The organism is Rhodococcus spongiicola (genome assembly GCF_004011835.1).
In the GTDB taxonomy this organism is placed as follows: Bacteria; Actinomycetota; Actinomycetes; order Mycobacteriales; family Mycobacteriaceae; genus Prescottella; species Prescottella spongiicola.
Map to the genome: position 1 here is coordinate 448748 of NZ_RKLN01000003.1, position 26766 is coordinate 475513.

The window sequence follows — 26766 nt, forward strand, 5'->3', positions numbered from 1 at the left end:
AAAGCAACGCAGCATCTGAATGCGAAACGGCATCTGACCGACGACGCAGCTGACCGAAGCATCGTCCCGAGGCAATACCCGGGTCGGTCAGGCAGCGACCTCGAACCGCGACAGAGCGAGAAGACGCGACGTGGCACGGAGGTACTTCTTGCGGTAACCGCCGGCGAGCATCTCCGGCGTGAAGATCTCGTCGAGCTTCGCACCGGACACCGTGACGGGGATACCGGCGTCGTACAGGCGGTCGGCGAGGACGACCAGACGAAGCGCGACGGACTGGTCCTCCGCCGGGCGCACACCCTTGAGGAACACCGCCGGAATCCCCTCGACGAGCTTGCCGTAGCGCGAGGGGTGCTGGGTGCTCAGGTGCGTGCACAGCTCGTCGAACTCGTCCAGCGTGGCGCCGTCGATCGACTTCGCCCGCTCGATCAGGTCGGCGTCGTCGGTGGGCTCTGGCGCCGGCGGCAGGTCACGGTGGCGGTAGTCGGGGCCGTCGACGCGGATGGTCTCGAAAATCGAGGCCAGCTTCTTGATCTCGCGCAGAAAATCCTGTGCGGCGAAGCGGCCCTCGCCGAGCTGGCCGGGCAAGGTGTTCGACGTCGCGACGATCGAGACCCCGCGTACGGACAACTCCGTCAACAGTCGGGAGATGAGCATCGTGTCACCCGGATCGTCGAGTTCGAACTCGTCGATGCACAGCACACTGTGCGACGACAACTCCTCGACAGCCCGGTTGAAGCCGAGGGCACCCACCACGTGCGTCAACTCGACGAACGTTCCGAATGCCTTGGGGGACGGCGAGCTGTGGAAGATCGATGCGAGCAGGTGAGTCTTGCCGACGCCGAAGCCACCATCGAGGTACAGGCCGGCGCCCGTCGCCTGAGTCTTGCGCCCGAACAGGCCGCGTCGGCCACCACTACGGATCTTGGCGACCTTTGCGGAGAACTCCTCGGCCGTGCGAACCGCGGTGGCCTGACTGGGTTCCTTGGGGTCGGGAATGTAGGACGCGAAACTGACCTCGTCGAACATCGCCGGGGGCACCATTTGAGCTACCAACTGATCGGCCGGCACCACCGGATTGCGATCGACAAGACGCGCATACATGCACCGAGCGTATAGACGTGCTGTGATCGAACACGTGCACCGCCTGGATAATGCGAGCTACCTCACACGGGACGAGACCGGCGGCGACTGGCCGGCCGAGTTGCGCGACGAAGACCTGCGGTCACTGTACGGCTATCCGACGCCGCTCGACAGGCCCTGGGTGCGTGTCAACTTCATCTCCAGCATCGACGGAGCCGCGACCGTCGACGGCACCAGCGCGCGGCTGGGCACACCCGCCGACCAGCGCGTGTTCGGGGTGCTTCGCGAGCTCGCCGACGTGATCGTCGTCGGCGCCGGCACAGTCCGGGCCGAGAACTACGGCGGCGCGCGCACAGGTGGTGCACTGGCTGCCCGACGCCGCGAGCGCGGGCTCGCCGAGGTCCCACCGATCGCGGTTGTCACCGCGAGCGGACGGCTCGATCCGACGTCGAGGCTGTTCACCGATACGGCCGTGCCGCCGCTGGTGTTGACGTCGGCCCGGGTAGACGTCGGAGGCCTCGGTCGGTTGCGCGCCGCGGGCGCCGACGTCGAGGTCGTCTCCGAGGACGCGATCACCGGTTTCGCGATCGTCGCCGCCCTCCAGCGTCGGAGGCTTCACCGAGTGCTGTGTGAGGGCGGACCGGGGCTCTTCGGCACACTCACCGCCGACGGTGTCGTCGACGAACTCTGCCTTACGACGTCGCCGAAACTGGTGGCCGGCGGCGCCGGACGGATCGCCGTCTCCCCCAGCGCTTGTCCGACACCGATGACCCGCGTGCACGTCCTCGGCGACGGCGACGGAACCCTGCTCACCCGATGGGTACGGACCCGCGATGAGTGAGCGACCTGGCAGGCTGTTCGGCATGCGCAGAATCGGGGTGGCCGCGATCGTCCTGGCTGTCAGCACGGCGTGCGGTGCCGGGCCCTCCGATCGACCCGAGGTCGCCGTCGTCGAACAAGGCGGTGGTTCCGCGCCGACGACCGAAACGACCCCCGACATTCCACAACTGCAGACCCCGGTGCGAGATCTCGATTGGGCCGACTGCAAAGACTCGACCCTCGGGCCCTTGGGCCTCGGGGCGGGTCCGGCGGGACTGTCGCTCGAGTGCGCTCGTTTCACCACATCCGTCGACGCGTCCGAACGCAGGGCACACGTGATCCAGATCGGCGCGATGCGTGCTCGGCTGCCACAGACTCCCGACAATGTCGCACCTCTGGTTCTCACGTCGGGTTCCGACCTGGCCTCGACGAGCACCCTAGCCGCGCTGGCGACCGGCCCGAGCGCAAGTTTGCTCGAACGGCAGCCGATCGTCGCGATCGACCGGCGCGGCATCGGCACTTCGACGCCGCTGGACTGCGGTCCTAGGGTCGACCGTCGAGCACTCGCAGATCTCGGGCAGTTCACGGCAGGCGACGCATCCACCGTCGACGAAGTGGCCGCGTTGGGGCGGGACGCGACGGTCGAATGCACCGACGAACTGCAGCCCTACGAACTCGACTTCGACACCTCGCACGCCGCGGACGACCTCGAGCAACTCCGCCAGCTATGGCAGGTTGACGGCCTGGGCCTGCTCGGTACCGGCAACGGTGCTGCCGTCGCCCTCGCTTACGCGGCGAAGTACCCGGCACATGTGGGGCGGTTGGTACTCGATGCACCCCCGGCGACCACTGTCGACGCTGCAACGGCCGCCGAACAGCGAGTCCAGGGGCAGGAAGCGGCGCTCGCCGACTTCAGCCGCCGGTGTGCGGCGTTGAACTGCTCTCTCGGTCCGGACCCGACCGCGACGATCACGGCACTGCGCGACCAAGCAGCTGCCGGGAGACTCGAGGCGGTGTCGTCCAGTTCCCTACTCACCGCCGTCTCGGCATTCATCGGGTCGCCGAGGGGTGACCAGGCCGCACGGGTCCGCGAGTTGGCGGACATCCTGGCGACCGCCGAGGGCGGCGACGTCGCGCCGCTGCAAGATCTGATCGAAACCTCGGAAACGGCGGTCGGCACCGACGGCCAATTCGTGGCGCGGTGCAGCGACGGCCAGCAATGGCCCGGTCCGGGACGCGCGAAGGACCTACAGCAGACATGGGCGGAGAAGTACCCGGTCTTCGGCGCCGACGCCGCGGTGGCACTGATGCGGTGTGCCGCCTGGCCGACGATGGCACCACCACCGCTACCCAGCACGATCCCGGTTCCCGTCCTCGTGTTCAGCGGCGCGGCGGATCCCGTGATCGGCAATGGCGGGATGGCGACTGTCACCGGCAGCCTGACGAGCGCGGGTGCCATGTGGTCAAGCGTGACCTGGGAGGGATACGGACACCCTGTCGTCACGCACTCCGATTGCGCGCGTCAGGCTCTCGACCGGTACCTGGATTCGGCAACACTGCCGCCGAACGGCAGCGCGTGTCCGGCCTGAGCTGGGGGTGCCCGGCCCAGTGCGCTCGACCAACGGTGTAACGTGCCGTCGTGTTCCTTCGACGATTCGAGCCGCGTACCGGCCGCACCACCGCCGAGGTCATCAACTTCGCGCTGTGGCCCATCGCCGTGATGACGGTGATCCATCGAGTGGTCATCAGGGCGGTCAACGGATCCGTCACGGACGACTTTGCGCCGGTCTATCAGGCCGCCCTGGCATTCCTCAATCGTCGTGAGGTCTACACCGCCAACTTCAACTCGGTGGACCCGCACTATCTCTACCCACCGAGCGGCACGCTGCTCATGGCACCGATCGCGATCATCGATCCGGAGAAGTCCCGTTGGCTGTTCATCCTGGTCAACGCGATCGCCGTAATCATCGCGCTGTATCTGCTGCTCAAGATGTTCAATCTGGCCCTGAACTCCATCGCGGCACCCATCACGCTGTTCGCCGCCTTCTCCACCGAGACGGTGACGAACACACTGGTATTCACGAACATCAACGGGCTCGTTCTGCTCGGCGAGATCGCCTTCCTGTTGTTGATGCTCCGCCGCAAAGACCTGTGGTCGGGCGCGGCAATCGGTCTGACCTTCGCGGTGAAGCCAATTCTGGCGCCGTTGATGTTGTTGCCTCTCGTACGAGGTCAGTGGAAGGTGTTCGTCACCGCTATCGGCGTCCCGCTCGTACTGACCGCCATCGCGTGGCCACTGTCGGTGGACCCGATGGCGTTCATCCAGCACACGGTGCCCTACCTGACGGAGTCGCGCGACTACTTCAACAGTGCGATCGTCGGCAACGGAACGTACTACGGGCTGCCCGTCGCGCTGATCTGGGTACTGCGCATCGGGTTCGCCGCAATGGTCGCGGTATCCCTGTGGCTGCTCTACCGGTACTACCGCAACGACGAGCTGTTCTTCATCGCGACCAGCTCGGGGGTGCTGCTTACGGCATCGTTCCTGCTCGGCTCGCTCGGCCAGCTGTACTACTCGATGCTGCTCTTCCCGCTCGTGATGACCGTGGTGCTACGCAACTCGGTGATTCGCAACTGGCCGGCGTGGCTCGCGCTCTACGGCATCCTCAGCGCCGACGACTGGATCTCGCACCGGTTCTTGCAAGCCGGTCGAGCCGCCGAGTATCTCAAGCCCACGCTGGGGTGGAGCCTGCTGCTCTTCGTCGTGTTCGCAGTGCTGGTGAACCGGTACCTCTTCGCAAGACGTGAGGGTCGCCTCGACCGCGGCATCGACCCCGATTTCCTCGTCTCCGACGGGCCGGCGCCGACACCCACACCGGCCAAGCTGTGACGCCGCCTACGGCGGCACGTATTAGCGTGGAGGCATGAGTTCGACACAGGATTCCGGTCTCCCCGAACCGAAGTTCCGTCGCGATGACACCGAGTGGCGAGCGCACCTGACTCCCGAGGAGTATCACGTGCTGCGGCAAGCCGGAACGGAACGACCGCACGTCGGCGAGTACACGAACACCGAGACCGAGGGCGTGTACACGTGTCGCGGATGCGGCGCCGAGCTGTTCCGCAGCACCGAGAAGTTCGAATCGCACTGCGGGTGGCCGTCGTTCTTCGATCCGGCCGACTCCGATGCCGTGATCCTGCGCCCCGACAACTCCCTGGGGATGCGACGGGTCGAGGTCGTGTGCAGCAACTGCCACAGCCATCTCGGTCACGTATTCGAGGGCGAGGGGTACCCGACCCCGACCGACAAGCGCTACTGCATCAACAGCATCTCGCTGCGACTGCAGTCCGCGGACGGCTCTTAGAACTCCACCCCCTGGCGGCCAGTCGGCCGCTGGGGCACCTTCTCGAATGTAGTAGCTTGCTTACCAAGTTACTGCTACCTTGTTGTGCATGAGTCCATCGGTGGAACGCCGCAGCCTGATCCTGCGAGGAGTGCTCGATCTCTGCCTGCTCGCCGTGCTTCGGGAACGACCCGTCTACGGCTACGAACTCACCGAGAGACTGGCCGAGCAGGACCTGCTGGTAGCGGGAGGTTCGTCCTACCCACTGCTCGCCCGCCTCGAGAAGGCCGGATTGGTCGAATCCGAGAGCCGCCGCTCCGAATCGGGTCCGCCGAGGAAGTACTACTCGTTGTCCGCCGACGGCCGAAAGGCACTCACAGAGGGAACAGCCGAATGGTTCAAGGTGGCCAAGAGTGTCGATGCACTACTGGGTCCGAATCCGGAAACCACATCAGGGGAGGAACACTCGTGAACGAGGACAACTACGAACCGACCGAACCGTCACAACCGGAGGCCGACCCGCGGATCCTGCGACAAGCTGCCCGCATATGGCTCAGGGCAGCGGTGCGGCCCGCGGACCGCCGTGTCCTGCTCGCCGAGTTGTCGGCCGAACTGACCGCCGCCGGCGCGGCTGGGCTGCCTGCCAGCACGGTCATTGGCGAAGACCCCGAGCACACCCTACGGGCATGGGCCGACGAACGCGGGCTGTCCGGACGATCCCTACGCATTCTGCTGGTCGTCCCAGTTCATGACGTTGCGCCAAGTGCGCGATCCACGCTCAGGAAGCACCGCCAAGTGGCTCGCTGCCACCCTGCAGGCCGGCGCCGCGGTGGCGACGGCAGCGGGCGTCGGGGTTGCGCGGGTACTCGGATTCACAACCGAACCCGAGACATTCATCTCAGTCATCACAGCCGTGGCCGTCGTCCTCGCCGCGACGGCCACCTTCGCCCGCTACTTCGCCACTCGCCCGCGGGCTGCGGTTACGGCAGCGAGTTGACCAACTGCTCGACGGACACGCGTGGGCCGGTGAAGAACGGGGTCTCCTCGCGCACGTGCATGCGCGCCTCGGTGGCGCGCAGGTCGCGCATCAGGTCGACGATGCGGTCGAGCTCGGGCGCCTCGAACGCGAGGATCCACTCGTAGTCACCGAGCGCGAACGCGGGAACGGTGTTGGCACGCACGTCCGGGTAGCCACGGCCGGCCTTGCCGTGGTCGGCGAGCATCTTGCGGCGCTCCGCCTCGGGCAGCAGGTACCACTCGTACGAGCGCACGAACGGGTACACACAGAGGTAGTTGCCCGGATCCTCGCCCGCGATGAATGCTGGAACGTGGCTCTTGTTGAACTCGGCCGGGCGGTGCAGCGCGACGTTGGACCACACCGGATCGCTCGCCTGACCCAGGTCGGTGGTGCGACGGAAGTCGGCATACAGCTTCTGCAGGTCCTCGAGCCGCTCCGCGTGCGTCCAGATCATGAAATCCGCGTCGGCCCGGACGCCTGCGACGTCGTAGATGCCGCGCACGACGACGTCACTGTCTTCGAAGGAGTCGAAGAAGTCCTGGGCGTTCTTCACCGCGGCAGCGCGGTCCTCGCCGAGAACGCCGGGCTGAACCTGGAAGACCGAGAACATCGCGTAGCGAAGGGTGGAGTTGAGCTTGTCGTAGTCGAGGCGTGCCATGGCCTCATCCTGCCACTCGCGCCGCGAGGCGTGTCGCGGCCGTGGTCGCCGACGCCACGCACGCCGGAACCCCGACCCCGTGCAGATAGGCGCCGGCGACCTCGAGACCGTCGATCTCACCGGCCGCGGCTTCGATCGCCGCGACCCGGTCTAGGTGGCCGGGCGCGTATTGCGGCAGCCCGCCGTGCCACCGCTGGACGAACGCTTCGACCGGCTCGGCCTGGACGCCGGTGACCGTCTCGAGGTCCCCCCGCGCCATCGCGATCAGGTCGGCGTCTGGTGCATCGACCACGGCCGCGTCGCCGAACCGGCCGTACGAGGCGCGCACCAGCGCGACGTCTCGCGTGGCGAGGTGCGGCCACTTGCGGCTCGACAGCGTGAATGCTTTGGCCCCCAGGGATTCTCCCGTCGCAACGAGGATGCCGGAGTTCTCCGGAATCCCCGTCTCAGTGGCCTTGTCGCGAGGCAGGGCCAGTGCCACGACCGCAGAGGATGCGAGTTCGATGTCCCGGGCAGCCGCAGCGAGTCGCGGGGCAGGCTCGGCGACCAGTCGGACCATGTCCGGGGCGGGTACGGCGAGGACCACACCGTCGACGTGACCGACCGGCTCGAGCCACCAGCCCCGTTCGTCGCGGCGCAGCCCCGTGACGGGCGCGTCGAGGATCTCGCGCGGGCCGGCGGCGTAGCGAAGCGCCTCGAGCAGTGTTCCGTAGCCGTCGCGCAAGGTTCCGAACACGGGACCAGGTGACGGTGTCGGCAGAGCCGCGAGCACCGCGGCGGTGAGGCTGGTCGCACCTGCGTCGAGCGCGGCCGCAAGCGCCGGGAGGGCGGCCCTCACGCCGATCGAGTCGGACAGGCCCGAGTAGACGCCACCGAGCAGTGGGTCGACGCTGCGGCGCACCACCTGCTCGCCGAAGCGACCGGCGACCAAGGTCGCGACGTCGACGTCTGCGACGTCGTCCCACTCGAAAGGCACCGACGGTTCTGCGGCGATCCGCGCGAGGGTGTCGGCGTCGACGAGCCCGGCTACCGATTCCGCCGCCGCCGGGATGCCCATGAGGGTGCGGGCGGGCAAGGGGTGCAGCTGCCCTCCGGACCAGATGAGCGGCTGCCGTCCGGCCGGATGGACCAACTGGTCCTCGAGGCCGAGCTCGACGATCAAGTCGGCCACCTCGGGCCGTCGGGCTATGAACGCCTCCGCGCCGACGTCAACCAGGCCGTCCCCGAGTGGCACCGTGCGCAGCTTGCCACCGAATCGGGACTCCGCCTCGACGATGGTGATCTCGGCGTCGGCACCCAACAGCTGGCGCAGCCGGTACGCCGCGACCAAACCGGTGACGCCGCCGCCGACGACCCCTACCGAGAGACGCCGACCGGTCACAGCGAATGCACCAACTCCACGACGTCGGTCAGTACTGCCGGATCGGTCTCCGGAAGAACCCCGTGTCCGAGGTTGAAGATGTGCCCGGTTGCACCGGCCGCGATTGCGGCGTCTGCCTCACGGCAGATGCGCCGGACCTGTTTCTCCACCGCGTCCCAGCCCGCGAACAGCACGGCCGGATCCAGGTTGCCCTGCAGCGACTTGCCCGGTCCGACGCGACGCGCCGCCTCGTCGAGCGGGATCCGCCAGTCCACGCCGACGACGTCGGCACCGGCTTCGCCCATCGCACCGAGCAGCTCACCGGTGCCTACACCGAAGTGGATGCGCGGAACCCGCGCGGACTCGACCTCGATGAACACCCGCTCGGAGTGCGGCAGCACGAACTCGCGGTACTCGGCCAACGACAGCGCACCGGCCCAGGAGTCGAACAGTTGCAGCGCGTCGACTCCGGCGTGCAGCTGCGCCTGCAGGAACGCGATGGTGATGTCGGTGATTCGGCCCAGCAGCGAGTGCCACGTCTTGGGGTCGGCGTGCATGAGCGCCTTGGTCCGCTCGTGGTTACGGCTCGGACCGCCCTCGACCAAGTACGACGCGAGCGTGAAAGGAGCACCGGCGAAACCGATCAGCGGTGTTGGGCCCAGCTCCGCGGTGAGCAAGCGCACCGCGTGCGCGACGGCGCCGACCTCGTCGGGGACCAGCCGGGGCAGCGCCTCGACGTCGGCCCTCGATCGAACCGGATTCGCCACAACCGGTCCGACGCCGGCCACGATGTCGAGGTCGACGCCGGCTGCCTTGAGCGGAACGACAATGTCGGAGAACAGGATCGCTGCGTCGACCTTGTGCCGCCGCACGGGCTGCATCGTGATCTCACAGACGAGTTCCGGGTCGAAACAGGATTCGAGCATCCCGATCCCTCCCCGTATTTTCCGATACTCCGGCAACGAACGTCCGGCCTGGCGCATGAACCACACGGGTCGATGCTTCGCCGGGCGGCCGATGGCCGCGGTCAACAATGGCGCGTCGTCGAGAACCCGTCGAGCGGGGTACTCGGTCCGTCCGGCCATGCCTGCATTCGTATCTTCCAAGCCGCTCATCGCGCTCCATGCTGCCATGACGCCGCGCCGGGGCGGAATCGGCGCGCCTCCACCGCGCTACCAGGTGCGGCGTCTAACGTCCGCGGTGTGACACCCCCGGGATTATCCAGCGAACCCGCGCCGTTCCGCGCCGCCGTCGACGCCATGAACTCCGCCGTGGTTCACCCGGAGATAGCCGTCGGTCCGATCCGCCCGCCACAGCGACTCGCGCCGTACAGCTACGCCATCGGTGCCGAGGTGCGCCACCCCGACATCGGTACCGCTGCCGAGCAATCCGAGGCGGAGGCGTTCGGACGTCTGATCCTGCTGTACGACCCCAATGGCGACGAGGCGTGGAACGGCACCATGCGACTGGTCGCGTACATCCAAGCCGACCTAGAGCCCGCTCTCGCCGCCGACCCACTGCTCCCCGAGGTCGCATGGAGTTGGCTCGTCGATGCGCTCGAGGCGAAGGCAGACGAGATCGTCGCGCTGGGCGGCACGGTCACCTCGACCACTTCGGTGCGATACGGCGACATCGCCGGTCCACCGCGCTCGCACCAACTCGAGTTGCGGGCGTCGTGGACCCCGACGTCGACCGATCTGGCTCCGCACGTCGAGGCATACTGCGATGTCCTCGCCGACGCCGCGGGTCTCCCGCCCGCAGGAGTCACCGAACTCGACAAACGGGGCCGCCGACAAACGGGGCCGCTAGCTACACGTGTCCCGACGGCGCTCGAAGCACAAGCTCGCGCAGCCCCGCCTCTGGACATCGCCGCTGACAAGCTTTCTGGATCTTGGGATCGGTCATCTTGGGATCGGTCGGGGCAGCGAGCAACTGCGGAGCAATCTCCGACCACTGACCGATCGTACCGAAACTCGTCCCGGCGCGGCGTGCCCGGGACGCTCGCCACTGCATTCACCCGCTGTGCGCCTGGCAGTAACCAGTCGTCGAAACAAGAACGTAACCTGACACTTCCAAATGTACTCAACCATGACCTTTGTCACATCACGAGCGAGTAGTTAGAACCAGTTCTACCGTTAACTACATGGAGAGACTCAGCGGAATGGACGCCAGCTTCCTCTACCTCGAAACCCCGACACAGATGCTCCATGTCTGCGGTCTGATCATCATGGATGGGTCCACGATCCCCGGTGGCTACTCGTTCGCGAAACTGCGCGACGAACTCGCGATTCGTGTGGAGGCGATGCCGAGCTTCAAACGACGCCTCGCGGACACACGGTTCAACCTCGACCATCCGGTCTGGGTCGACGACCCCGATTTCGACATCGAGCGGCACGTCCACCGGATCGCAGTCCCCGCGGGCGGTCGGGAGGAACTGGCCGAGCTGTGCGGATCGATCGCGAGCCAGCCCATGGATCGCGCGCGCCCGCTGTGGGAGATGTTCTTCATCGAAGGTCTAGAGGACGGCTCGATCGCGGTGATGTCGAAGATGCACCACGCGAACGTCGATGGTGTCACCGGGGCCAACCTGATGTCTCAGCTGTGCAGCCTCGAACCCGACGCTCCCCGACCCGACTTCGACCACATTCCCAACGGAGCCGGCACCGCCAGCTCGCTCGACATCGCCGTCGACGGCATGCTGGCATTCGTCGCACGACCGTTGAGGATTGCGAAGATGCTGCCAGGCAGCCTGGCCCTGTTGCCCCGTTGGATCGAAAGGGCTCGCAAGGGCGAGGCCATGCCGGCACCGTTCACTGCTCCGCGCACCTCGCTGAACGGTGCGATAACCGGACACCGAAGCATCGCGTACGGAGAACTGAGCCTCGACGACGTCAAGCTCGTCAAGAACACCTTCGGAGTCAAGGTCAACGACGTGGTGTTGACGATGTGCGCGGGCGCGCTGCGCAAGTACCTCGAGAACCGCGACGAACTGCCCGATGAGTCGCTGGTGTCCATCGTCCCGGTCTCGGTACACGACAAGTCGGATCGCCCCGGGACGAACCAGATCTCGGCGATGTTCACCCAACTCGGCACCGATATCGCCGATCCGGTCGAGCGGCTGTACATGATCGCGGAACGCAACACGATCAACAAGGACCACAACGAAGCGCTCGGTGCGACGCTCCTACAAGACTGGGCGCAGTTCGCCGCGCCGGCCGTGTTCGGGAGCGCGATGCGGGTGTACGCCTCGTTGAAGCTGGCCGAGCGTCACCCCGTGGTGCACAACCTGGTGGTCTCGAACGTGCCCGGTCCCCCACTGCCGCTGTACTTCATGGGCGCGCGCATCAAGCAGATGTACCCCCTCGGACCGGTCTTTCACGGCGCCGGCCTCAACGTGACGGTGATGTCGCTCAACGGCCGCCTCGACGTCGGCCTTGTCGCCTGCAAGGAACTCGCGCCGCACCTGTGGGATCTCGCCGATGCGTTCCCGGAAGCTCTCGCCGAACTCGTCAAGGCCGCGCGGGCGCACACCCGGAAGCAGAAGCGGCGCGCAGCCTCTGCGCGACCTGCCGCTCGTTGATCCCCCCCAGCCGGTTGATCCCCAGAGGAAGGACGTCCCAGCGCAGACCCGGGCTTGCCCCGCCAAACCCACGTAGAGTTTTTGGCTATGCCAGACAGCACCGAGCGCGCCTCCAAACCCGTACCACTGCTGGTTCCGGCCGACGGGGTGCCACCGGTGATCGGCGGCGGCGCCGACGTCCGTGACGCCGCCGAGCGATTGGCTGCGGGCAGCGGTCCGCTTGCCGTCGACGCCGAGCGGGCATCGGGTTTTCGCTATTCGCCCCGCGCCTACCTCGTGCAGCTGCGGCGGGCAGGTGCTGGGACCTTCCTGCTCGACCCGATCCCGACGGCCGCGGACCTCGCACCGCTACGGGATGCGATCAACGACCTCGAGTGGATTCTGCACTCGGCCGATCAGGATCTGCCGTGCCTGGCCGAGTTGGGTCTCCAACCAGCGAAGCTGTTCGACACCGAGCTGGCCGGAAGACTCGCAGGCTTCGAGCGCGTCGGATTGGCGGCGATCGTCGAGCGCACCCTGGGGCTGGAACTGCGCAAGGGGCACGGTGCCGCCGACTGGTCCACGCGACCGCTGCCGGAAGCATGGCTCAACTACGCCGCGCTCGACGTCGAGGTTCTCCTGGAGTTGCGCGGCGCCATGACGAAAGAGCTTGCAGCGCAAGGCAAAACCGAGTGGGCTGAGCAGGAGTTCGAGCACGTCCGCCAGACCGGACCCCCGAAGCCCAAACCCGACCGTTGGCGACGAACCTCGCAGATCCACAGCCTCAAGAACCCCCGCCAGCTCGCCGCGGTCCGTGAACTGTGGACGACCCGTGACGAAGTCGCTCGCAAGCGGGACATCTCACCCACCCGCATCCTGCCGGACTCGGCGATCGTAGCGGCCGCAAGTGCCGACCCGACCAGTCTCGAGGCCCTGCGCGCCCTGCCGGTGTTCGGCGGACCGCGTCAGCGCCGATCTTCTCGGCTCTGGCTCGCGGCGCTCGAGCGAGCCCGCGCGCTTCCCGACGACGAACTCCCCCCGGTTAACCAACCGTTCACCGGTCCCCCGCCGGCCAGCCGCTGGGCGAAGCGCAACCCCGACGCCGCCGCCCGGCTGAGCGCCGCCAAGGCCGAGATCACGGGCCTGAGCGAGCGCGTCCACGTACCGGTCGAGAATCTACTGAGCCCGGAACTGGTGCGGCGCGTGTGTTGGGACCCCCCGGCCACCGAGCGGGATACGGCCGTGGTCATCGACGAGATCCTCGCGGCCGCCGGCGCGCGTCCGTGGCAACGTGAGCTGACCGTACCGATCCTTGCCGAGGCCGCCCGGACACAGCCCTGAACAGCGGAAACCGGCCAACCACTGCGCCGTATGTTACTGGCCGGTAGATAGCGCTAGAGTGGTGCGTGCCGGGTCACAGCACCCGCAGTGACCACATCATTGTCGCCAGGAGGAATCCAGCGTGGCTGCTTCCGCTACTCAAAGAAAAGTCGTCTTCGTCGACGGCATCCGCACGCCGTTCGGCAAAGCCGGACAGAAGGGCATTTATGCCGAGACCCGTGCCGACGACCTGGTCGTCAAGTCCATCCGGGAACTGCTGCGCCGCAATCCCCAGCTCGATCCCGCGCAGATCGACGAGGTCGCCATCGCTGCAACCACCCAGACCGGAGACCAGGGCCTGACCATCGGCCGCACATCCGCGATCCTTGCAGGGCTGCCCGAGACGGTGCCCGGCTTCGCGATCGACCGTATGTGTGCCGGCGCCATGACCGCCGTGACGACCACCGCGTCCGGCATCGGCTTCGGCCAGTACGACGTCGTGATCGCCGGCGGCGTCGAGCACATGGGCCGGCACCCCATGGGCCAGGGTGCCGATCCGAACCCGCGCTTCCTCGCCGACCGCCTGGTCGACCAGAGCGCACTCGTGATGGGCAACACGGCCGAGAACCTGCACGACCGGTTCCCGTCGATCACCAAGGAGCGCACCGACGCCTACGCCGTCGCGTCGCAAAACAAGTTCGAGGCTGCCAAGAAGGCCGGATGGATCGCCGACACGCTGGTGCCGGTCGCGACCCGCTCCGAGGCGGGCTGGGGCCTGGCCACCGAGGACGAACCGCCGCGCCCCGGCACCACCGTCGAGGACCTCGCCAAGCTCAAGACGCCGTTCCGTCCGGCAGGCCGGATCACCGCCGGTAATGCTGCCGGCCTCAACGACGGTGCCACCGCCTGCCTCCTCGCGGGCGAGGACACTGCCACCGAACTTGGCCTCCCGGTCGGCATGCGCATGGTCGGCTTCGCCTTCCAGGGTGTCGACCCCGCCGTCATGGGCATCGGCCCGGTGCCGGCCACCGAGAAGCTGCTGGCCCGCACCGGCCTGAAGATCGAGGACATCGGCCTGTTCGAGATCAACGAGGCATTCGCGGTGCAGGTGCTCGCGTTCCTCGAGCACTTCGGAATCGCCGACGACGACCCGCGTGTCAACCAGTGGGGCGGCGCGATCGCCTGCGGCCACCCGCTCGCGTCCTCCGGTGTGCGCTTGATGACGCAGCTCTCGCGTCAGTTCGCACAGAACCCCGACGTCCGCTACGGCCTCACCACCATGTGCATCGGCCTCGGAATGGGCGGCGCCGTCATCTGGGAGAACCCCAACCACGCTGACTACGAGGCGGGAGCCAAGTAAATGACCGACATCGCAAACGCTTTCGCCGACGAGGTCGTCACCAACGCCTACACCAAGCTGGTGTCGGTTCCCGGTATCGATGGCCCGGTCGCACTGATCACGCTCGACAACGGCTTCGATCACACCAAGCCGAGTTCCTTCGGCCCGCGCGGTCTGCTGGCCCTCGACAAGGCGCTCGACGAGGCGTTCGACGCCAAGCCGAGCGCGATCGCTGTCACCGGCAAGCCGTTCATCTTCGCCGCGGGCGCCGACCTCAAGGGCGTTCCGAGCATCTCCGCACGCGAGCAGGGCCTCGAGCTCGGCCGCCTCGGCCACCGCGTGTTCCGCCGCCTGCGCGAGTCCACCGTGCCGACCTTCGCTTTCGTGAACGGTGTCGCACTCGGTGGCGGACTCGAGGTGGGCCTGCACTGCCACTACCGCACGTTCGCGGACAACGTCGGCGCCCTCGGCCTCCCCGAGGCGATGCTCGGCCTGGTACCCGGCTGGGGCGGAACGCAGTTGCTGCCCAACCTGATCGGGCCGTCCAACGCCGTCACCGTCGCGATCGAGAACCCGCTCAACAACGGCAAGGTCATCAACTCGAAGAAGGCGCTCGAGGTCGGCATCGCCGACGTCGTGCTTGGTTCGGCAGATTTCATCGAGCAGTCCCTGGCATGGGCCGCGAAGGTGCTCGCCGGTGAGATCACCCCCGCTCGTCCGGAGATCGACCGTGGCCAGACCTGGGACGATGCCATCGCCCGCGCGAAGGCGATTGTCGAGGGCAAGACCAAGAACAACGCCCCCGGCGCGGTTCGCACGGTCGAGCTGCTCGAACTCGCCCGCACCACCGACCTCTCCGACCCGAAGTCGCTGGACGCCGGTTTCGCCGCCGAGGACGAGGCGCTTGCCGACCTACTGATGACCAACGAGCTGCGTGCTGGGCTGTACGCGTTCGATCTGGTGAACCGGCGGGCCAAGCGTCCGGCCGGCGCACCGGACAAGTCGCTGGCCCGCAAGATCACCGGCGTCGGCATCGTGGGCGCGGGCCTGATGGCGAGCCAGCTGGCGATGCTGTTCGTCAAGCAGCTGAAGGTGCCGGTGATCCTCACCGACATCGATCAGGAGCGCATCGACAAGGGTGTCGGCTACGTCCATAGCGAGATCGACAAGCTCCTCGCCAAGGGCCGCCTGTCCCAGGACGGCGCGAACCGCCTCAAGGCACTGGTCACCGGTTCGCTCGACAAGGCCGCGTTCGCAAAGACCGACTTCGTCATCGAGGCCGTCTTCGAGAACATGGACGTCAAGAAGAAGGTCTTCGCCGAGCTCGAGGAGCACATCTCCCCCGAGACCGTGCTGGCTACGAACACGTCGTCGCTGTCGATCACCGAGATGGCTGCGGACCTCGAGCACCCTGAACGGGTCGTGGGCTTCCACTTCTTCAACCCCGTCGCCGTGCTCCCGCTACTCGAGGTCATCAAGGGCGAGCAGACCGACGATGCAACTCTCGCAACGGCATTCGCCACAGCGAAGTCGCTGAAGAAGTCGGCCGTACTGTGTGCGGACCTGCCCGGGTTCGTGTTCAACCGCCTGCTCACTCGCGCACTCGGCGAGGTCATGAACGCCGTCGACGAGGGCACCCCGTTCGACGTCGCCGACAACGCGATCACCGAACTCGGCATGCCGATGACGCCGCTCGCGTTGCTCGCTCTCGTCGGCCCCGCGGTCGCGCTGCACACCGGCGAGACCCTCCACGCCGCCTACCCGGAGCGGTTCAAGCCGTCGCCGGGACTCCAGGCCATCGTCGAGGCCCGGAAGACTGGTGTATGGACCTGGACCGACCAGGGCCAGGTCATCGACCCCGAGGTCGCGGCGCTGTGGCAGCAGGGCGACCAGCCGTCGACCGCAGAGGAGGTGCTCGAGCGCACCCGGCGCGCATTCGCGGAGGAGATCCGGATCATGCTCGAGGAGGGCGTGGTCGCCGCTCCCGAAGACATCGATCTGTGCCTGATCCTGGGCGGTGGCTTCGGCTTCTGGAACGGCGGTATCACGCCGTACCTGGACCGCACCGGCACGTCGGCCGCGGTGAACGGCACCCCGTTCCTGGCCAAGGGTGTCGCGAGCGTCTGACGCAATTCAGGAATGGGTCTGACTCGGCCCAAAAAGGGGCGCACTCCCGTCGGGGGGTGCGCCCCCTTTGGCATCCAAGCAGGCGAATCGTAGCTGGTGGGAGGCCAGATCGTCGCAGGCATCGCGCGACCTCGCAAACCCAAGAGTTTTATGGTACGCAACGAAACGAATTCGGCGTAGCGTGCGGTCTGGACGATTCTCCTGACGGGAGGCACGCAAATGTCGAATCTCGACACTACCGGCCAGCCCCCGGCCGCTCACGCGGCCGTCGGACTGGCCGTTCTCTTTTCTTCGGCAGCAGCGCTCGGCGGTTTCCTCTTCGGGTACGACACCGCAGTCATCAACGGCGCGGTGGGTGCGATTCGCGACAAGTACGACATCGGCGCCGCCGCGACCGGGTTGACGGTGTCGCTGACGCTGCTCGGTTGCGCAGCCGGCGCGTGGGTCGCCGGAGGCATTGCCGACCGGCTCGGCCGCATCAAGGTGATGCAGATCGCCGCCGTGCTGTTCATCGTGGGTGCTTTCGGGTCCGCGTTTCCCTTCGGCGTCGTCGACCTGACGTTGTGGCGAATCTTGGGCGGTATTGCCGTCGGTTTCGCGTCGGTGATTGCGCCGGCGTACATCGCGGAGATTGCACCTGCCGCAATCCGCGGGCGACTCGGGTCGATGTACCAGCTGGCGATCGTGCTCGGCATCGCGATCTCTCAGCTGATGAACTACGCGATCTCGGCGACCGCGGGCGGCGCACGCGGGGAACTGCTAGGAGTCGAGGCCTGGCAGTGGATGCTCGCGATCGAAGCCGTGCCGGCCCTGCTCTACCTCGTCATGACCCTCACCATCCCTGAATCACCCCGGCACCTGGTGCGATGCGGCCGCGAAGATGCAGCACGCAAGATCATCGCCGAGATCGAGGGAGGCAACGACGAGGTCGTGGCGCACCGGATCCAGGAGATCTACAACACCTTCGGGGCCGAACACGTCCATATCGGTGAAAGGGCACTGTTCTCCAAGTCGTCCGGCGTTGCGGCGCTCGTGTGGGTCGGCATCACGCTGGCTGCGCTGCAACAGTTCGTCGGCATCAACGTCATCTTCTACTACTCGAACACGCTGTGGCAGGCGGTCGGGTTCGGTGAGGATCGCTCGCTGCTCATCAGCGTCGTCAGTGCCCTGGTCAACATCCTCGGCACATTCGTCGCCATCGCGGTGATCGACCGGATCGGACGCAAGCCACTGCTGCTGATCGGCTCGGTCGGCATGGCGGTCTCCCTCGCCACCGCAGCGGTCTGTTTTAGTTCGGCAACCGTCACGACCAACGACATCGGCGAGTCCGTGGCCACGCTGTCCGGCGCCAACGGCACCGTCGCCCTGATCGGCGCGAACTCCTTCGTCTTCTTCTTCGCTCTGTCCTGGGGCCCCGTCGTGTGGGTCCTCATCAGCGAGATGTTCCCCAACCGGGCCCGCGCCGCGGCGGTCGGAGTCGCGACCGCATCGAACTGGGTGGCGAATTTCCTTGTGTCGGCTACATTTCCGTCGCTGGCCGACTGGAATCTGTCGGTCACGTATGCCGGATACGCCGTGATGGCGCTGCTCTCGATCTTCATCGTTCAGAAGTTCGTCAAAGAGACGCGGGGTCGCACTCTCGAACAGGCCGGCTGACCGAGAGGCGGTTGACGCTTCGGGACTGCCCGGCCGACACTGGTCATGGATCCTCGCGACGCTGTACCGTGCGGCACCCGGCGTCGCCGGGGCGTGTCCGCACAGCGTGCCGCTGGAATGGTGCCGCGTCGTCCGCATTGAACCACTCGAGAATCGGCCCACCGCCGCGTCCGGAGGAACCGATGTGAGCGTCGACCCGAAACAGGCCCGCCTCTGGATCGTCGGTGGCGGTATCGCCGGAATGGCCGCCGCTGCCTTCGCAATCCGGGATGCCGGACTCCCCGGCGAGAACATCCACATCCTGGAAGAACTCGACATCGAGGGCGGCTCGCTCGACGGTGCCCGCTCCCCTGCCGTCACCGACGGATGGGTCAGCCGTGGTGGACGCATTCTCGAGGAAGATGCCTACCAATGCACGTGGAACCTGTTCGAGTCGATCCCGTCGCTCGAGAATCCCGACATCAGCGTCCGCCAGGAGATTGTCGACTTCAGCGCGAGGGTCAAAACGAACGAGAAGGCACGCCTGATTGACTCACGACACAACATCATCGACGCATCGAAGCTCGGCCTCGACAGTCGGGACCGGCTCGAGATGGTGCGGCTGCTGAGTGTTCCCGAACGCGCTCTCGGGGCGCGACGGATCGACGAGATGTTCGGTGGCCACTTCTTCACGACGAATTTCTGGCACATGTGGCGTACCACGTTCGCGTTCCAGAAGTGGCACTCGGCGGCCGAACTTCGCCGCTACTTCCTGCGTTTCGTCCAGGACTTCCCTCGGATCCACACGCTCTCGGGCGCCCGCCGGACCGTCTACAACCAGTACGACTCGATGGTCGTCCCCCTGCAACGCTGGATGTGGGCGCGTGGCGTCGATGTTCGTTTCGCGACCCGCGTACTCGATGTCGATTTCGCACAGACCGGAAGGCTGCGCCGAGCGACCAGGCTGCACATCGAGGACGCGAACGGAAGGTCCACGATCGAACTCGGCGAGAACGACTTTGCGTTCGTCGGGCTCGGCTCGATCACCTCGGACACCACCTACGGTGGCAACGATGATGTGCCCGCCCTCGTCCGCGACCGCGTGGACCACGGCTGGTCGCTTTGGGAAGAGATAGCAAAGAAGGCAACGGATTTCGGCCGGCCCAACACTTTCTACGGCAACATCGACGAGAACAAGTGGAAATCATTCACGCTCACGATGCGTGGCGATGCGCTCCTTCGCCGCATCGCCGTGTACACCGGAAACCAGCCGGGAACGGGCGGGTTGACAACCTGGTTCGAATCGGGATGGACACTGTCCGCCGTCGTCGCTCACCAGCCACACTTCCCCGAGCAGCCCAAGGGCATCTACACGCTGTGGGGATGCGGCTTCGACATCGACAGTGACGGCGACTACGTGAGAAAGAAGATGTCCGAGGCCACCGGGAAGGAGATCCTCACCGAACTCATCCACCAGTACGGCTTCGAGGACTTACTCGACGAGGTGCTCGCCACCACCGATGTCACGACGGTGATGATGCCCTACGCGTCGGCACTGCTGAGCCGGCGCGTGCCCGAGGACCGCCCCAAGGTGATCCCGGACGGTGCGGAGAACTTCGCGTTCCTCGGTCAGTTCACCAATCTGCCCGAGGACGTCGTGTTCACCGTCGAATACTCGGTGCGTGGAGCGATGCTCGCCGTCTACACCCTGTTCGACGTCACCGCACCCATCCCGCCGATCTACCACGGCCTGCTCGACCCGAAGGTGGGCGTCAAGGCACTCGAAGCGGCGTTTCGCTAGCAGCCTTTACCCGACGCTCGGATTACCCGACGCTCGGGTTGGAGCCGTCGACCTTGTCCAGGCCGCCGCCGGTCTCGACACGGTCCAGCCCGACCACCCACCCGGTTACCTGCCTGGTGATGTCCTGCGCGGTGAGGCCGAGTTCGCGGTGCACCTCTTGGCGCGACGCGTGATCGAGGAACTGCTGCGGCACGCCCAGATCCCTGCACGGCGTGTTCACGCCCGCCGCGCGAAGTGCCGCCGACACCGTCGATCCGATGCCGCCGTGGAGGCCGTTGTCCTCGATCGTGACGACCATCCTGAAGTTCTCGGCGAGCTTGACCACCGACTCGGGCACCGGCAGCACCCAGCGCGGATCGATCACCGCGGCGGTGATGCCGTGCTGGCTCAGCCGCTCCGCCGTCTCGAGCGCGGTGGCCGCGAAGGAACCGACCGCGACGAACAGGACATCACCACGGTCACCCTCTGGCATCTGCAGCACGTCCACGACGCCGTCGAGCCGGTGAACCGCGGGGACGTCCTCGCCTACCGCGCCCTTGGGGAATCGGATCACCGTCGGGCCGTCGTCGACCGCGAGCGCCTCCTGCAGCTCTTCACGCAGCGTCGCCGCATCACGAGGGGCTGCGACCCGAATGCCCGGGATGATGCCCAGGAGGGACAGATCCCACACGCCGTTGTGGCTCGCGCCGTCCGAACCTGTGATGCCGGACCGGTCCAGCACGATCGTGACGGGCTGCTTCAACAGCGCGACGTCCATGAGCAACTGGTCGAACGCACGGTTGAGGAACGTCGAGTAGACGGCGACCACCGGGTGCATCCCGCCGAGGGCGAGACCGGCGGCCGAGGTGACCGCATGCTGTTCGGCTATACCGACGTCGAACATCCGTTCCGGGAAGCGCTCCCTGAAAGCGGCCAGGCCCGTGGGGCCGGGCATCGCGGCGGTGATCGCGACGATGTCGTCCCGCTGGTCGGCATGCTCGATCAATTCCATGGAGAACACCGACGTCCAGTCCAGTGCGGACGCACCGCGAGACTTGCCGGTGAGCGGATCCATGACACCGGTGGCGTGCATCTGGTCGTCGACGTGGTTCTCGGCGGGTGCATACCCCATGCCCTTGCGGGTGACCGCGTGGACGATCACCGGACCACCGAAGGCTTTCGCACGCCGCAGCGCCGACTCCATCGCAACCTCGTCGTGCCCATCGACCGGACCGAAGTACTTGATCCCGAGATCGGTGAACATCACCTGGGGGCTGACCGCGTCCTTGAGTCCGGCCTTCATCGCATGCAGCACCTGATAGGCGGCGTGTCCGACCCAGGGCGTCTCCCTGACCATCCGCCGACCGCCCTCGAGGATGCGCTCGTAGCCGGGTTGCAGGCGCAGCGAGGCCAGATGGTCGGCGAGACCCCCGATCGTCGGCGCATACGAACGGCCGTTGTCGTTGACGACGATGACGACCGACCGGCCCTTGCCGGCAGCTATGTTGTTGAGCGCCTCCCAACACATACCGCCGGTCAGCGCGCCGTCGCCCACGACGGCGACCACGTGACGGTGGCGCTGCCCGGACAACTCGAACGCCTTGGCCATCCCGTCCGCGTAAGACAGCGCGGCCGACGCGTGCGACGACTCGACCCAGTCGTGCTCGCTCTCGGCGCGTGAAGGGTACCCGGACAACCCACCCTGCTTGCGGAGCGAGTCGAACTCGTCTTTGCGGCCGGTGAGGATCTTGTGGACGTAGGCCTGATGGCCGGTGTCGAAGATGATCGGGTCGGACGGCGAATCGAACACCCGATGCAACGCGAGCGTCAACTCGACCACACCGAGGTTGGGGCCGAGGTGGCCACCGGTGGCGGACACCTTGTGGACGAGGAACTCGCGGATCTCCGCGGCGAGCTCCTTCATCTGCGCGGCATCGAGCCCACGCAGGTCGTCAGGCGTCTGGATGTGGTCGAGGACACCCAACGAGATCGCTCCCTCCAGCAAGTTCACGGACTGTCACGCAACAGCCCGGCAAGTCTACGGAGCGACCGGATGCGGCACCCAACGGCCTCTGAACCGAGCGCGCCGAGGCACCCGATCGCACAACCCAGACTGTTCGATCATCTTACTGTTGCTCCTCGCCGAGGTAGCCGACGAGTTCGTCACGTCGGTCACAAGAGGGTCGATCCGGAGGCCGAACGATCCGGATGTCAGACGATCGTGATGTCATCTGGGGCGCGGACACCGCCCGCGAAAAGCAATTGCGCCGACCCGACCGATCCGACAGTCTGGGACAGCGATCGAGTTGCGACTTCATTCACACCAGACCGACCTCGTACACACCAGACCAGGGGGGCCGATGAAACCCGACACCGCACTCGCGATCGAGACTACTGGGCTGATCAAACGGTTCGGCTCGAACACCGCGGTCGCGGGCGTCGACCTGTCCGTCCCCTCGGGCGGTGTTTACGGCGTGCTGGGGCCCAACGGTGCCGGAAAGACGACAACCATCCGGATGCTCGCGACTCTCCTACCGATCGACGGTGGAAGCGCACGCGTGCTCGGCTACGACGTCGCCCGGGAAGCCGAGACCGTGCGGAGCAAGGTGTCTCTCACCGGCCAGTTCGCGTCACTCGACGAGGATCTGACAGGCACCGAGAATTTGGTTCTGCTCGGCAGGCTGTACGGGTACTCCCGCGCCGCCGCCCGGGCGCGGTGCGAACAACTCCTCGACGCGTTCGGCCTCGAAGATGCCGGTGGACGGCAGGTCAAGACCTACTCGGGCGGCATGCGGCGGCGCATCGACATCGCCGCGAGCATCATCGTGACCCCCGAGTTGATCTTCCTCGACGAGCCGACCACCGGCCTGGACCCCCGCAGCCGCAACCAGGTGTGGGAGATCGTCCGGGCGCTAGTCGCCGGCGGCACGACCGTACTACTCACCACCCAGTACCTCGACGAGGCCGATCAGCTCGCAGACCGGATCGCCGTCATCGACCACGGCAGGGTGATAGCCGAGGGAACCACCGGAGAACTCAAGTCCTCCGTGGGCTCCGGGGCGCTTCACGTGAGGGTTGCCGAGCCGCCACGCCGCCGCGATGCGGCTGCCGTCCTCGAGCGAGAACTGCGAGTGCCGGTGGTGCTCGAGTCCGACCCGGCGGCTCTGACCGTGCGCATCGACGACCGCCAACGGGTAGCCCGAGCTCTCGCCGCCCTCGACGACGAACACCTCGCCGTTACGACGTTCGCCCTCGGCCAGCCCAGCCTCGACGAGGTATTCCTCGCCCTCACCGGACATGGCGCCGAACGGCCTCCGGGCAGCGGACCGGGCACCGACACATTCGGCACCGACACATTCAAGGAGGACGCATCGTGACCGACACCATCACCACCTCGCCACAGGCGGTGGGAAATGTCCTGCAGACGTCCGGTCCGCGCCCCCCACGCCCGAATGCGCTGTCGACGTCACTGTCGTTCGGCTGGCGTTCGCTGCTCAAGATCAAGCACGTTCCGGAGCAGCTGTTCGACGTGACAGCGTTCCCGATCATGTTCACGCTGATGTTCACGTACCTGTTCGGTGGGGCATTGGCTGGTTCGACCAGCGCCTATGTGCAGTTCCTCATCCCAGGCATCCTCGTGCAGACCGTCGTCATGATCACGATGTACACCGGTCTGACGTTGAACAAGGACATCCAGAAGGGCGTCTTCGACCGCTTCCGATCGCTACCCATCTGGCGGCCGTCGCCTCTCGTCGGCGCACTGTTCGGTGACATCGTGCGCTACACGATCGCATCGGTAATCGTGCTCACCCTCGGACTGATCATCGGCTTCCGCCCCGCCGGCGGTTTCGTCGGGGTTGTCGCCTCGGTCGTTCTGCTTCTGCTGTTCGCGTTCAGCCTGTCGTGGGTGTGGACGATGTTCGCGATGTTGATGCGTACCGAGCAGGCCGTCATGGGCGTATCGATGTTCATCCTGTTCCCGCTCACATTCGCGAGCAACATCTTCGTCGACCCGTCGACCATGCCGGGCTGGTTGCAGGCCTTCGTCAATGCCAACCCGATCAGCCATCTCGTGACGGCACTGAGGGACCTGGCAGAGGGATCGTTCGAGTTCGGTCAGCTGACCGTGGTGCTCCTCTGGTGCGCAGGATTCATCGTCGTCTTCGGCCCCCTCACGATGCGGCTCTACAACCGCAAGACATAGCCCCAGGAGACGGAGCTGGCCCTGCAGACGGAACTAGCCCTGCAGGCGGAACTAGCCCTGCAGACGTGCCCAGGCCCTGCGAACGTGGCGGTGGCCCACTACCGAACGGTCGTGGGCCACTGTTCATCCCTGTTCCTGCCGCTAGACCTTGACGGTTTCGGTGGCAGCCTCACTCCGCTCACCGACCACAGCAGGCTCCTGCTCACCGACCTCGGCGGTCTTCTGCTCACCGGCCTCGGCAGGCTCCTCGACGTCGATCGTCGTCCGTAGCGGCGCGTTCGGAATCAGGATCACGCAAACGAGCGTGATCACCGCGAACAGGCACGCAACCAGGAACAACCGTCCCGTCGCGTCGCCGTACGCGGTGCGGATGATCATCGCGATCGGCGCGGGCAACGCATTCAGATCGAGATTGCCACCGCCCGCCGACTGAGTGTCGATTCCGAGGCGGGCGAAGCCCTCGGCTGACAACGTCGTGACGCGGGACGCGAGGATCGACCCCAGGACCGACACCCCGATCGCGCCACCGAACGTGCGGAAGAACGCGATCGAACTACTCGCGGCACCGATGTTCTTGACACTCACGGTGTTCTGTACGGCAAGCACCAGGTTCTGCATCAAGCAGCCGACGCCGACGCCGACAACTGCGATGTAGACGCCCACCAACTCCAGGCTGGTGGCGTGATCGATCGTGGAGAGCAGACCGAATCCGATCACGAGCAGGGCCGCGCCTGCGACGATGAACGGCTTCCACTTTCCGAAACGGGTGATCAGCCGACCCGAGCCGATCGAGGCGATCAGCATGCCCGCCACCATGGGAATGGTCAGGAAGCCGGCGATGGTCGGGCTGTGACCACGCGCAGTCTGGAAGTACTGGCCGAGGAAAGTCGTCGCACCGAACAGGCCAACACCGACAGCTACCGAGGCGATGATTGCCAGGCCGGTGGTCTTCTCGGTGACGATGTGCAGCGGGATGATCGGCGACTTCGCCTTGGTCTCGACGATCACCATTGCGATCAGCAGCGCCACGCCGACCCCGACGTACAGCGCGGACTCCTTGGAGATGAAGTCGTAGTACCCGGCCTTGCCGGCGAACGACACCCAGATCAACAGGACGCTGACGCCTGCGGCGAGCAGCGTAGCGCCCAACCAGTCGATGGAGACGTCGTCCTTGCGCTCGGTCGGGATTCGAAGGGTGCGCTGCAGCAGGATGAGGGCAACCACTGCGAGCGGCAGGCACACGAAGAAGCACCAACGCCAGCCGAGTGGGCTGTCGACGATCACGCCACCGAGGAGCGGGCCACCCGACATCGACACCGCCATCGCGGCACCGGTGTACCCGGCGTAGCGGCCGCGGTCGCGCGGCGGGATGATGCTCCCGATGATCGCCACTACCAGCGCGGTCACGCCGCCCATGCCGATGCCCTCGACGACGCGCCCCGCCAACAGGACCGGGACGTTGTGGGCGAAACCGGCGATGCCCGTCCCCACGACGAAGAGCACGATGGCGGTCTGGACGAGGACCTTCTTGTTGAACAGGTCCGCGAGCTTCCCCCAGATCGGGGTCGACGCCGCGTTCGCGAGCAGCGCTGTGGTGATCACCCACGCATACTGCGTCTGGGAGCCTTTCAGGTCCCCGATGATCGTAGGCAGTGCCGTGGTGACGATCGTCGTGCTGAGCAGCGCGGTGAACAGCGCCGCGATGAGGCCTGCGAGGACCTCTAGGATCTGGCGATGGGTCATCGCCTCGTGGCCGTCGGCCGTCCTGCTCTCCCCAACTGATGTCACCCCAACCGAGGTCGTCGCTGGTGCTGATCTCTTCATAGAAGTGTTCTCCCACACTGATCGGCTGCTAGTGGTGCGGATGCTGCTAGTGATGCAGATACTGCTCGTGATGCGGCTCCGGGCGGACCGTGAGCGAGTCGGTGAGTCGTTCGATGGTCGACAACGCGGCCACCACTTCTTCGTGGCTCCATCCGGCGAGCAGTCTGCGCAGACGCGCGGACCTGCGTTCATTCGTGGTGCGCAGAATCTCTTCCCCCTCGACCGAGACCTGCACACGGAACGCCCGCTTGTCGTGGGGGTCCGAGCGTCGCTCGACGAGGCCGGCGTCGACCAATTCGCTCAACTGTCGACTGAGCGCCGACTCGCTCACGTGCAGAACCGACGCGAGCTCGTTCTGGCGACACGGGCCATGAACGGACAACACGAACAGCACTCCGGCCAGGGCGGGGGCGATCGGATCGCCCTCACCACTCTTGATCGCGCATTTGAGTGACCGCCCGAAGAGGAAGATCGCGTCGACCAGCCCCTGAACGGGATCAGCCTGAACGGGATCTGCCTGGACGGTCATCGGATACCCCGAATCCTCAATAAGGGTTACTTGCAGATCGCAACTATATACTTAGTTGCAGACGTTAAGCAATTGCTTCCGCGAAGCGACCCGGATATGGGTGGCCACGACCTGGCGAATCGGGCTGATCCCAGGCCCTGGATGTGACCAGGACCACCTACAACGTGCGCGAA

The 26766-nt window shown here is 66.3% G+C and carries 21 protein-coding genes and 1 pseudogene; 15 read left to right on the forward strand and 7 right to left on the reverse strand.

All coding sequences use genetic code 11. The features are described 5' to 3' along the window. Nucleotides 1-87 precede the first annotated feature (87 nt). On the reverse strand, nt 88-1101 hold the full coding sequence (zapE, locus tag EF834_RS10135) for a cell division protein ZapE (protein ID WP_127947067.1): 1014 nt from the start codon (nt 1099-1101) through the stop codon (nt 88-90). Between the two features lie 22 nt (nt 1102-1123). Here zapE and EF834_RS10140 point away from each other — a divergent pair, with 22 nt between their 5' ends. The 6 genes from EF834_RS10140 to EF834_RS10165 all read left to right on the forward strand — a co-directional run bounded on the left by EF834_RS10140 (nt 1124) and on the right by EF834_RS10165 (nt 6237). Further along, nucleotides 1124-1921 (forward strand): pyrimidine reductase family protein, encoded by a 798-nt coding sequence (locus EF834_RS10140; protein ID WP_127947068.1) that lies wholly within the window; start codon nt 1124-1126, stop codon nt 1919-1921. Next, nucleotides 1914-3488 carry an alpha/beta fold hydrolase gene (locus tag EF834_RS10145; protein WP_235871095.1) on the forward strand — a complete coding sequence of 525 codons (1575 nt, stop codon included), beginning with the start codon at nt 1914-1916 and terminating at the stop codon, nt 3486-3488. The genes EF834_RS10140 and EF834_RS10145 overlap by 8 nt, the downstream gene beginning before the upstream one ends. A gap of 50 nt (nt 3489-3538) precedes the next feature. Then, complete coding sequence (locus EF834_RS10150) at nt 3539-4789, forward strand: glycosyltransferase family 87 protein (protein ID WP_127947069.1); 1251 nt, start codon at nt 3539-3541, stop codon at nt 4787-4789. Between the two features lie 34 nt (nt 4790-4823). After that, nucleotides 4824-5261 carry a peptide-methionine (R)-S-oxide reductase MsrB gene (msrB, locus tag EF834_RS10155; RefSeq protein WP_127947070.1) on the forward strand — a complete coding sequence of 146 codons (438 nt, stop codon included), beginning with the start codon at nt 4824-4826 and terminating at the stop codon, nt 5259-5261. 88 nt (nt 5262-5349) lie between these two features. Further along, nucleotides 5350-5712 (forward strand): PadR family transcriptional regulator, encoded by a 363-nt coding sequence (locus EF834_RS10160; RefSeq protein ID WP_127947071.1) that lies wholly within the window; start codon nt 5350-5352, stop codon nt 5710-5712. Between the two features lie 291 nt (nt 5713-6003). Continuing rightward, nucleotides 6004-6237 carry a hypothetical protein gene (locus EF834_RS10165; protein WP_127947072.1) on the forward strand — a complete coding sequence of 78 codons (234 nt, stop codon included), beginning with the start codon at nt 6004-6006 and terminating at the stop codon, nt 6235-6237. Here EF834_RS10165 and hemQ read toward each other — a convergent pair. Genes hemQ through hemE form a run of 3 tightly spaced genes read right to left on the reverse strand, consistent with a single transcriptional unit; the run spans nt 6221 to nt 9391 of the window. Then, entirely contained in the window at nt 6221-6916 is a 696-nt protein-coding gene (gene hemQ, locus EF834_RS10170; RefSeq protein WP_127947073.1) for a hydrogen peroxide-dependent heme synthase, read from the reverse strand. The two genes, EF834_RS10165 and hemQ, sit on opposite strands and share 17 nt — an antisense overlap. 4 nt (nt 6917-6920) lie before the next feature. Continuing rightward, entirely contained in the window at nt 6921-8297 is a 1377-nt protein-coding gene (locus EF834_RS10175; protein WP_127947074.1) for a protoporphyrinogen oxidase, read from the reverse strand. Further along, nucleotides 8294-9391: a uroporphyrinogen decarboxylase gene (gene hemE, locus EF834_RS10180; RefSeq protein ID WP_127947075.1), complete on the reverse strand. Its 1098-nt coding sequence runs from the start codon at nt 9389-9391 to the stop codon at nt 8294-8296. Before hemE ends, EF834_RS10175 begins: the two co-directional genes overlap by 4 nt. Before the next feature lie 87 nt (nt 9392-9478). On the opposite strand from hemE, the pseudogene EF834_RS10185 reads away from it, so the two are divergent. The 7 genes and pseudogenes from EF834_RS10185 to EF834_RS10215 all read left to right on the forward strand — a co-directional run. Beyond that, nucleotides 9479-10060: pseudogene (locus EF834_RS10185) on the forward strand (DUF3000 domain-containing protein); the annotation flags it as partial. A gap of 359 nt (nt 10061-10419) precedes the next feature. Next, the gene (locus EF834_RS10190) at nt 10420-11856 is read left to right on the forward strand and encodes a WS/DGAT/MGAT family O-acyltransferase (protein ID WP_164874112.1); all 1437 of its coding nucleotides are present in this window, start codon (nt 10420-10422) and stop codon (nt 11854-11856) included. A gap of 87 nt (nt 11857-11943) precedes the next feature. Continuing rightward, on the forward strand, nt 11944-13176 hold the full coding sequence (locus EF834_RS10195; protein WP_127947076.1) for a ribonuclease D: 1233 nt from the start codon (nt 11944-11946) through the stop codon (nt 13174-13176). A gap of 121 nt (nt 13177-13297) precedes the next feature. Continuing rightward, nucleotides 13298-14515, forward strand: coding sequence for a thiolase family protein (locus tag EF834_RS10200; protein WP_127947077.1), 1218 nt, complete (start codon nt 13298-13300; stop codon nt 14513-14515). Next, complete coding sequence (locus tag EF834_RS10205; protein WP_127947078.1) at nt 14516-16621, forward strand: 3-hydroxyacyl-CoA dehydrogenase NAD-binding domain-containing protein; 2106 nt, start codon at nt 14516-14518, stop codon at nt 16619-16621. Nucleotides 16622-16840: 219 nt separating this feature from the next. Then, the gene (locus EF834_RS10210; protein ID WP_127947079.1) at nt 16841-18277 is read left to right on the forward strand and encodes a sugar porter family MFS transporter; all 1437 of its coding nucleotides are present in this window, start codon (nt 16841-16843) and stop codon (nt 18275-18277) included. Nucleotides 18278-18461: 184 nt separating this feature from the next. Continuing rightward, nucleotides 18462-20057, forward strand: a complete 1596-nt coding sequence (locus EF834_RS10215) for an oleate hydratase (RefSeq protein ID WP_127947080.1) — start codon at nt 18462-18464, stop codon at nt 20055-20057. A 22-nt stretch (nt 20058-20079) separates the two neighbouring features. Here the strand turns inward: EF834_RS10215 and dxs are convergent, their stop codons facing one another. Further along, the gene (dxs, locus tag EF834_RS10220; protein WP_127947345.1) at nt 20080-22020 is read right to left on the reverse strand and encodes a 1-deoxy-D-xylulose-5-phosphate synthase; all 1941 of its coding nucleotides are present in this window, start codon (nt 22018-22020) and stop codon (nt 20080-20082) included. 376 nt (nt 22021-22396) lie between these two features. Between dxs and EF834_RS10225 the strand changes: the two genes are divergently transcribed. After that, nucleotides 22397-23413 carry an ATP-binding cassette domain-containing protein gene (locus tag EF834_RS10225; protein WP_127947081.1) on the forward strand — a complete coding sequence of 339 codons (1017 nt, stop codon included), beginning with the start codon at nt 22397-22399 and terminating at the stop codon, nt 23411-23413. Then, nucleotides 23410-24240, forward strand: coding sequence for an ABC transporter permease (locus tag EF834_RS10230; protein WP_127947082.1), 831 nt, complete (start codon nt 23410-23412; stop codon nt 24238-24240). Before EF834_RS10225 ends, EF834_RS10230 begins: the two co-directional genes overlap by 4 nt. Nucleotides 24241-24381: 141 nt before the next feature. On the opposite strand, the gene EF834_RS10235 is transcribed toward EF834_RS10230, so the two are convergent. Both EF834_RS10235 and EF834_RS10240 read right to left on the reverse strand, forming a co-directional pair. Next, the gene (locus EF834_RS10235) at nt 24382-25983 is read right to left on the reverse strand and encodes an MDR family MFS transporter (protein ID WP_127947346.1); all 1602 of its coding nucleotides are present in this window, start codon (nt 25981-25983) and stop codon (nt 24382-24384) included. A gap of 127 nt (nt 25984-26110) precedes the next feature. Then, entirely contained in the window at nt 26111-26593 is a 483-nt protein-coding gene (locus EF834_RS10240; protein WP_127947083.1) for a MarR family winged helix-turn-helix transcriptional regulator, read from the reverse strand. Between the last annotated feature and the right edge of the window lie 173 nt (nt 26594-26766).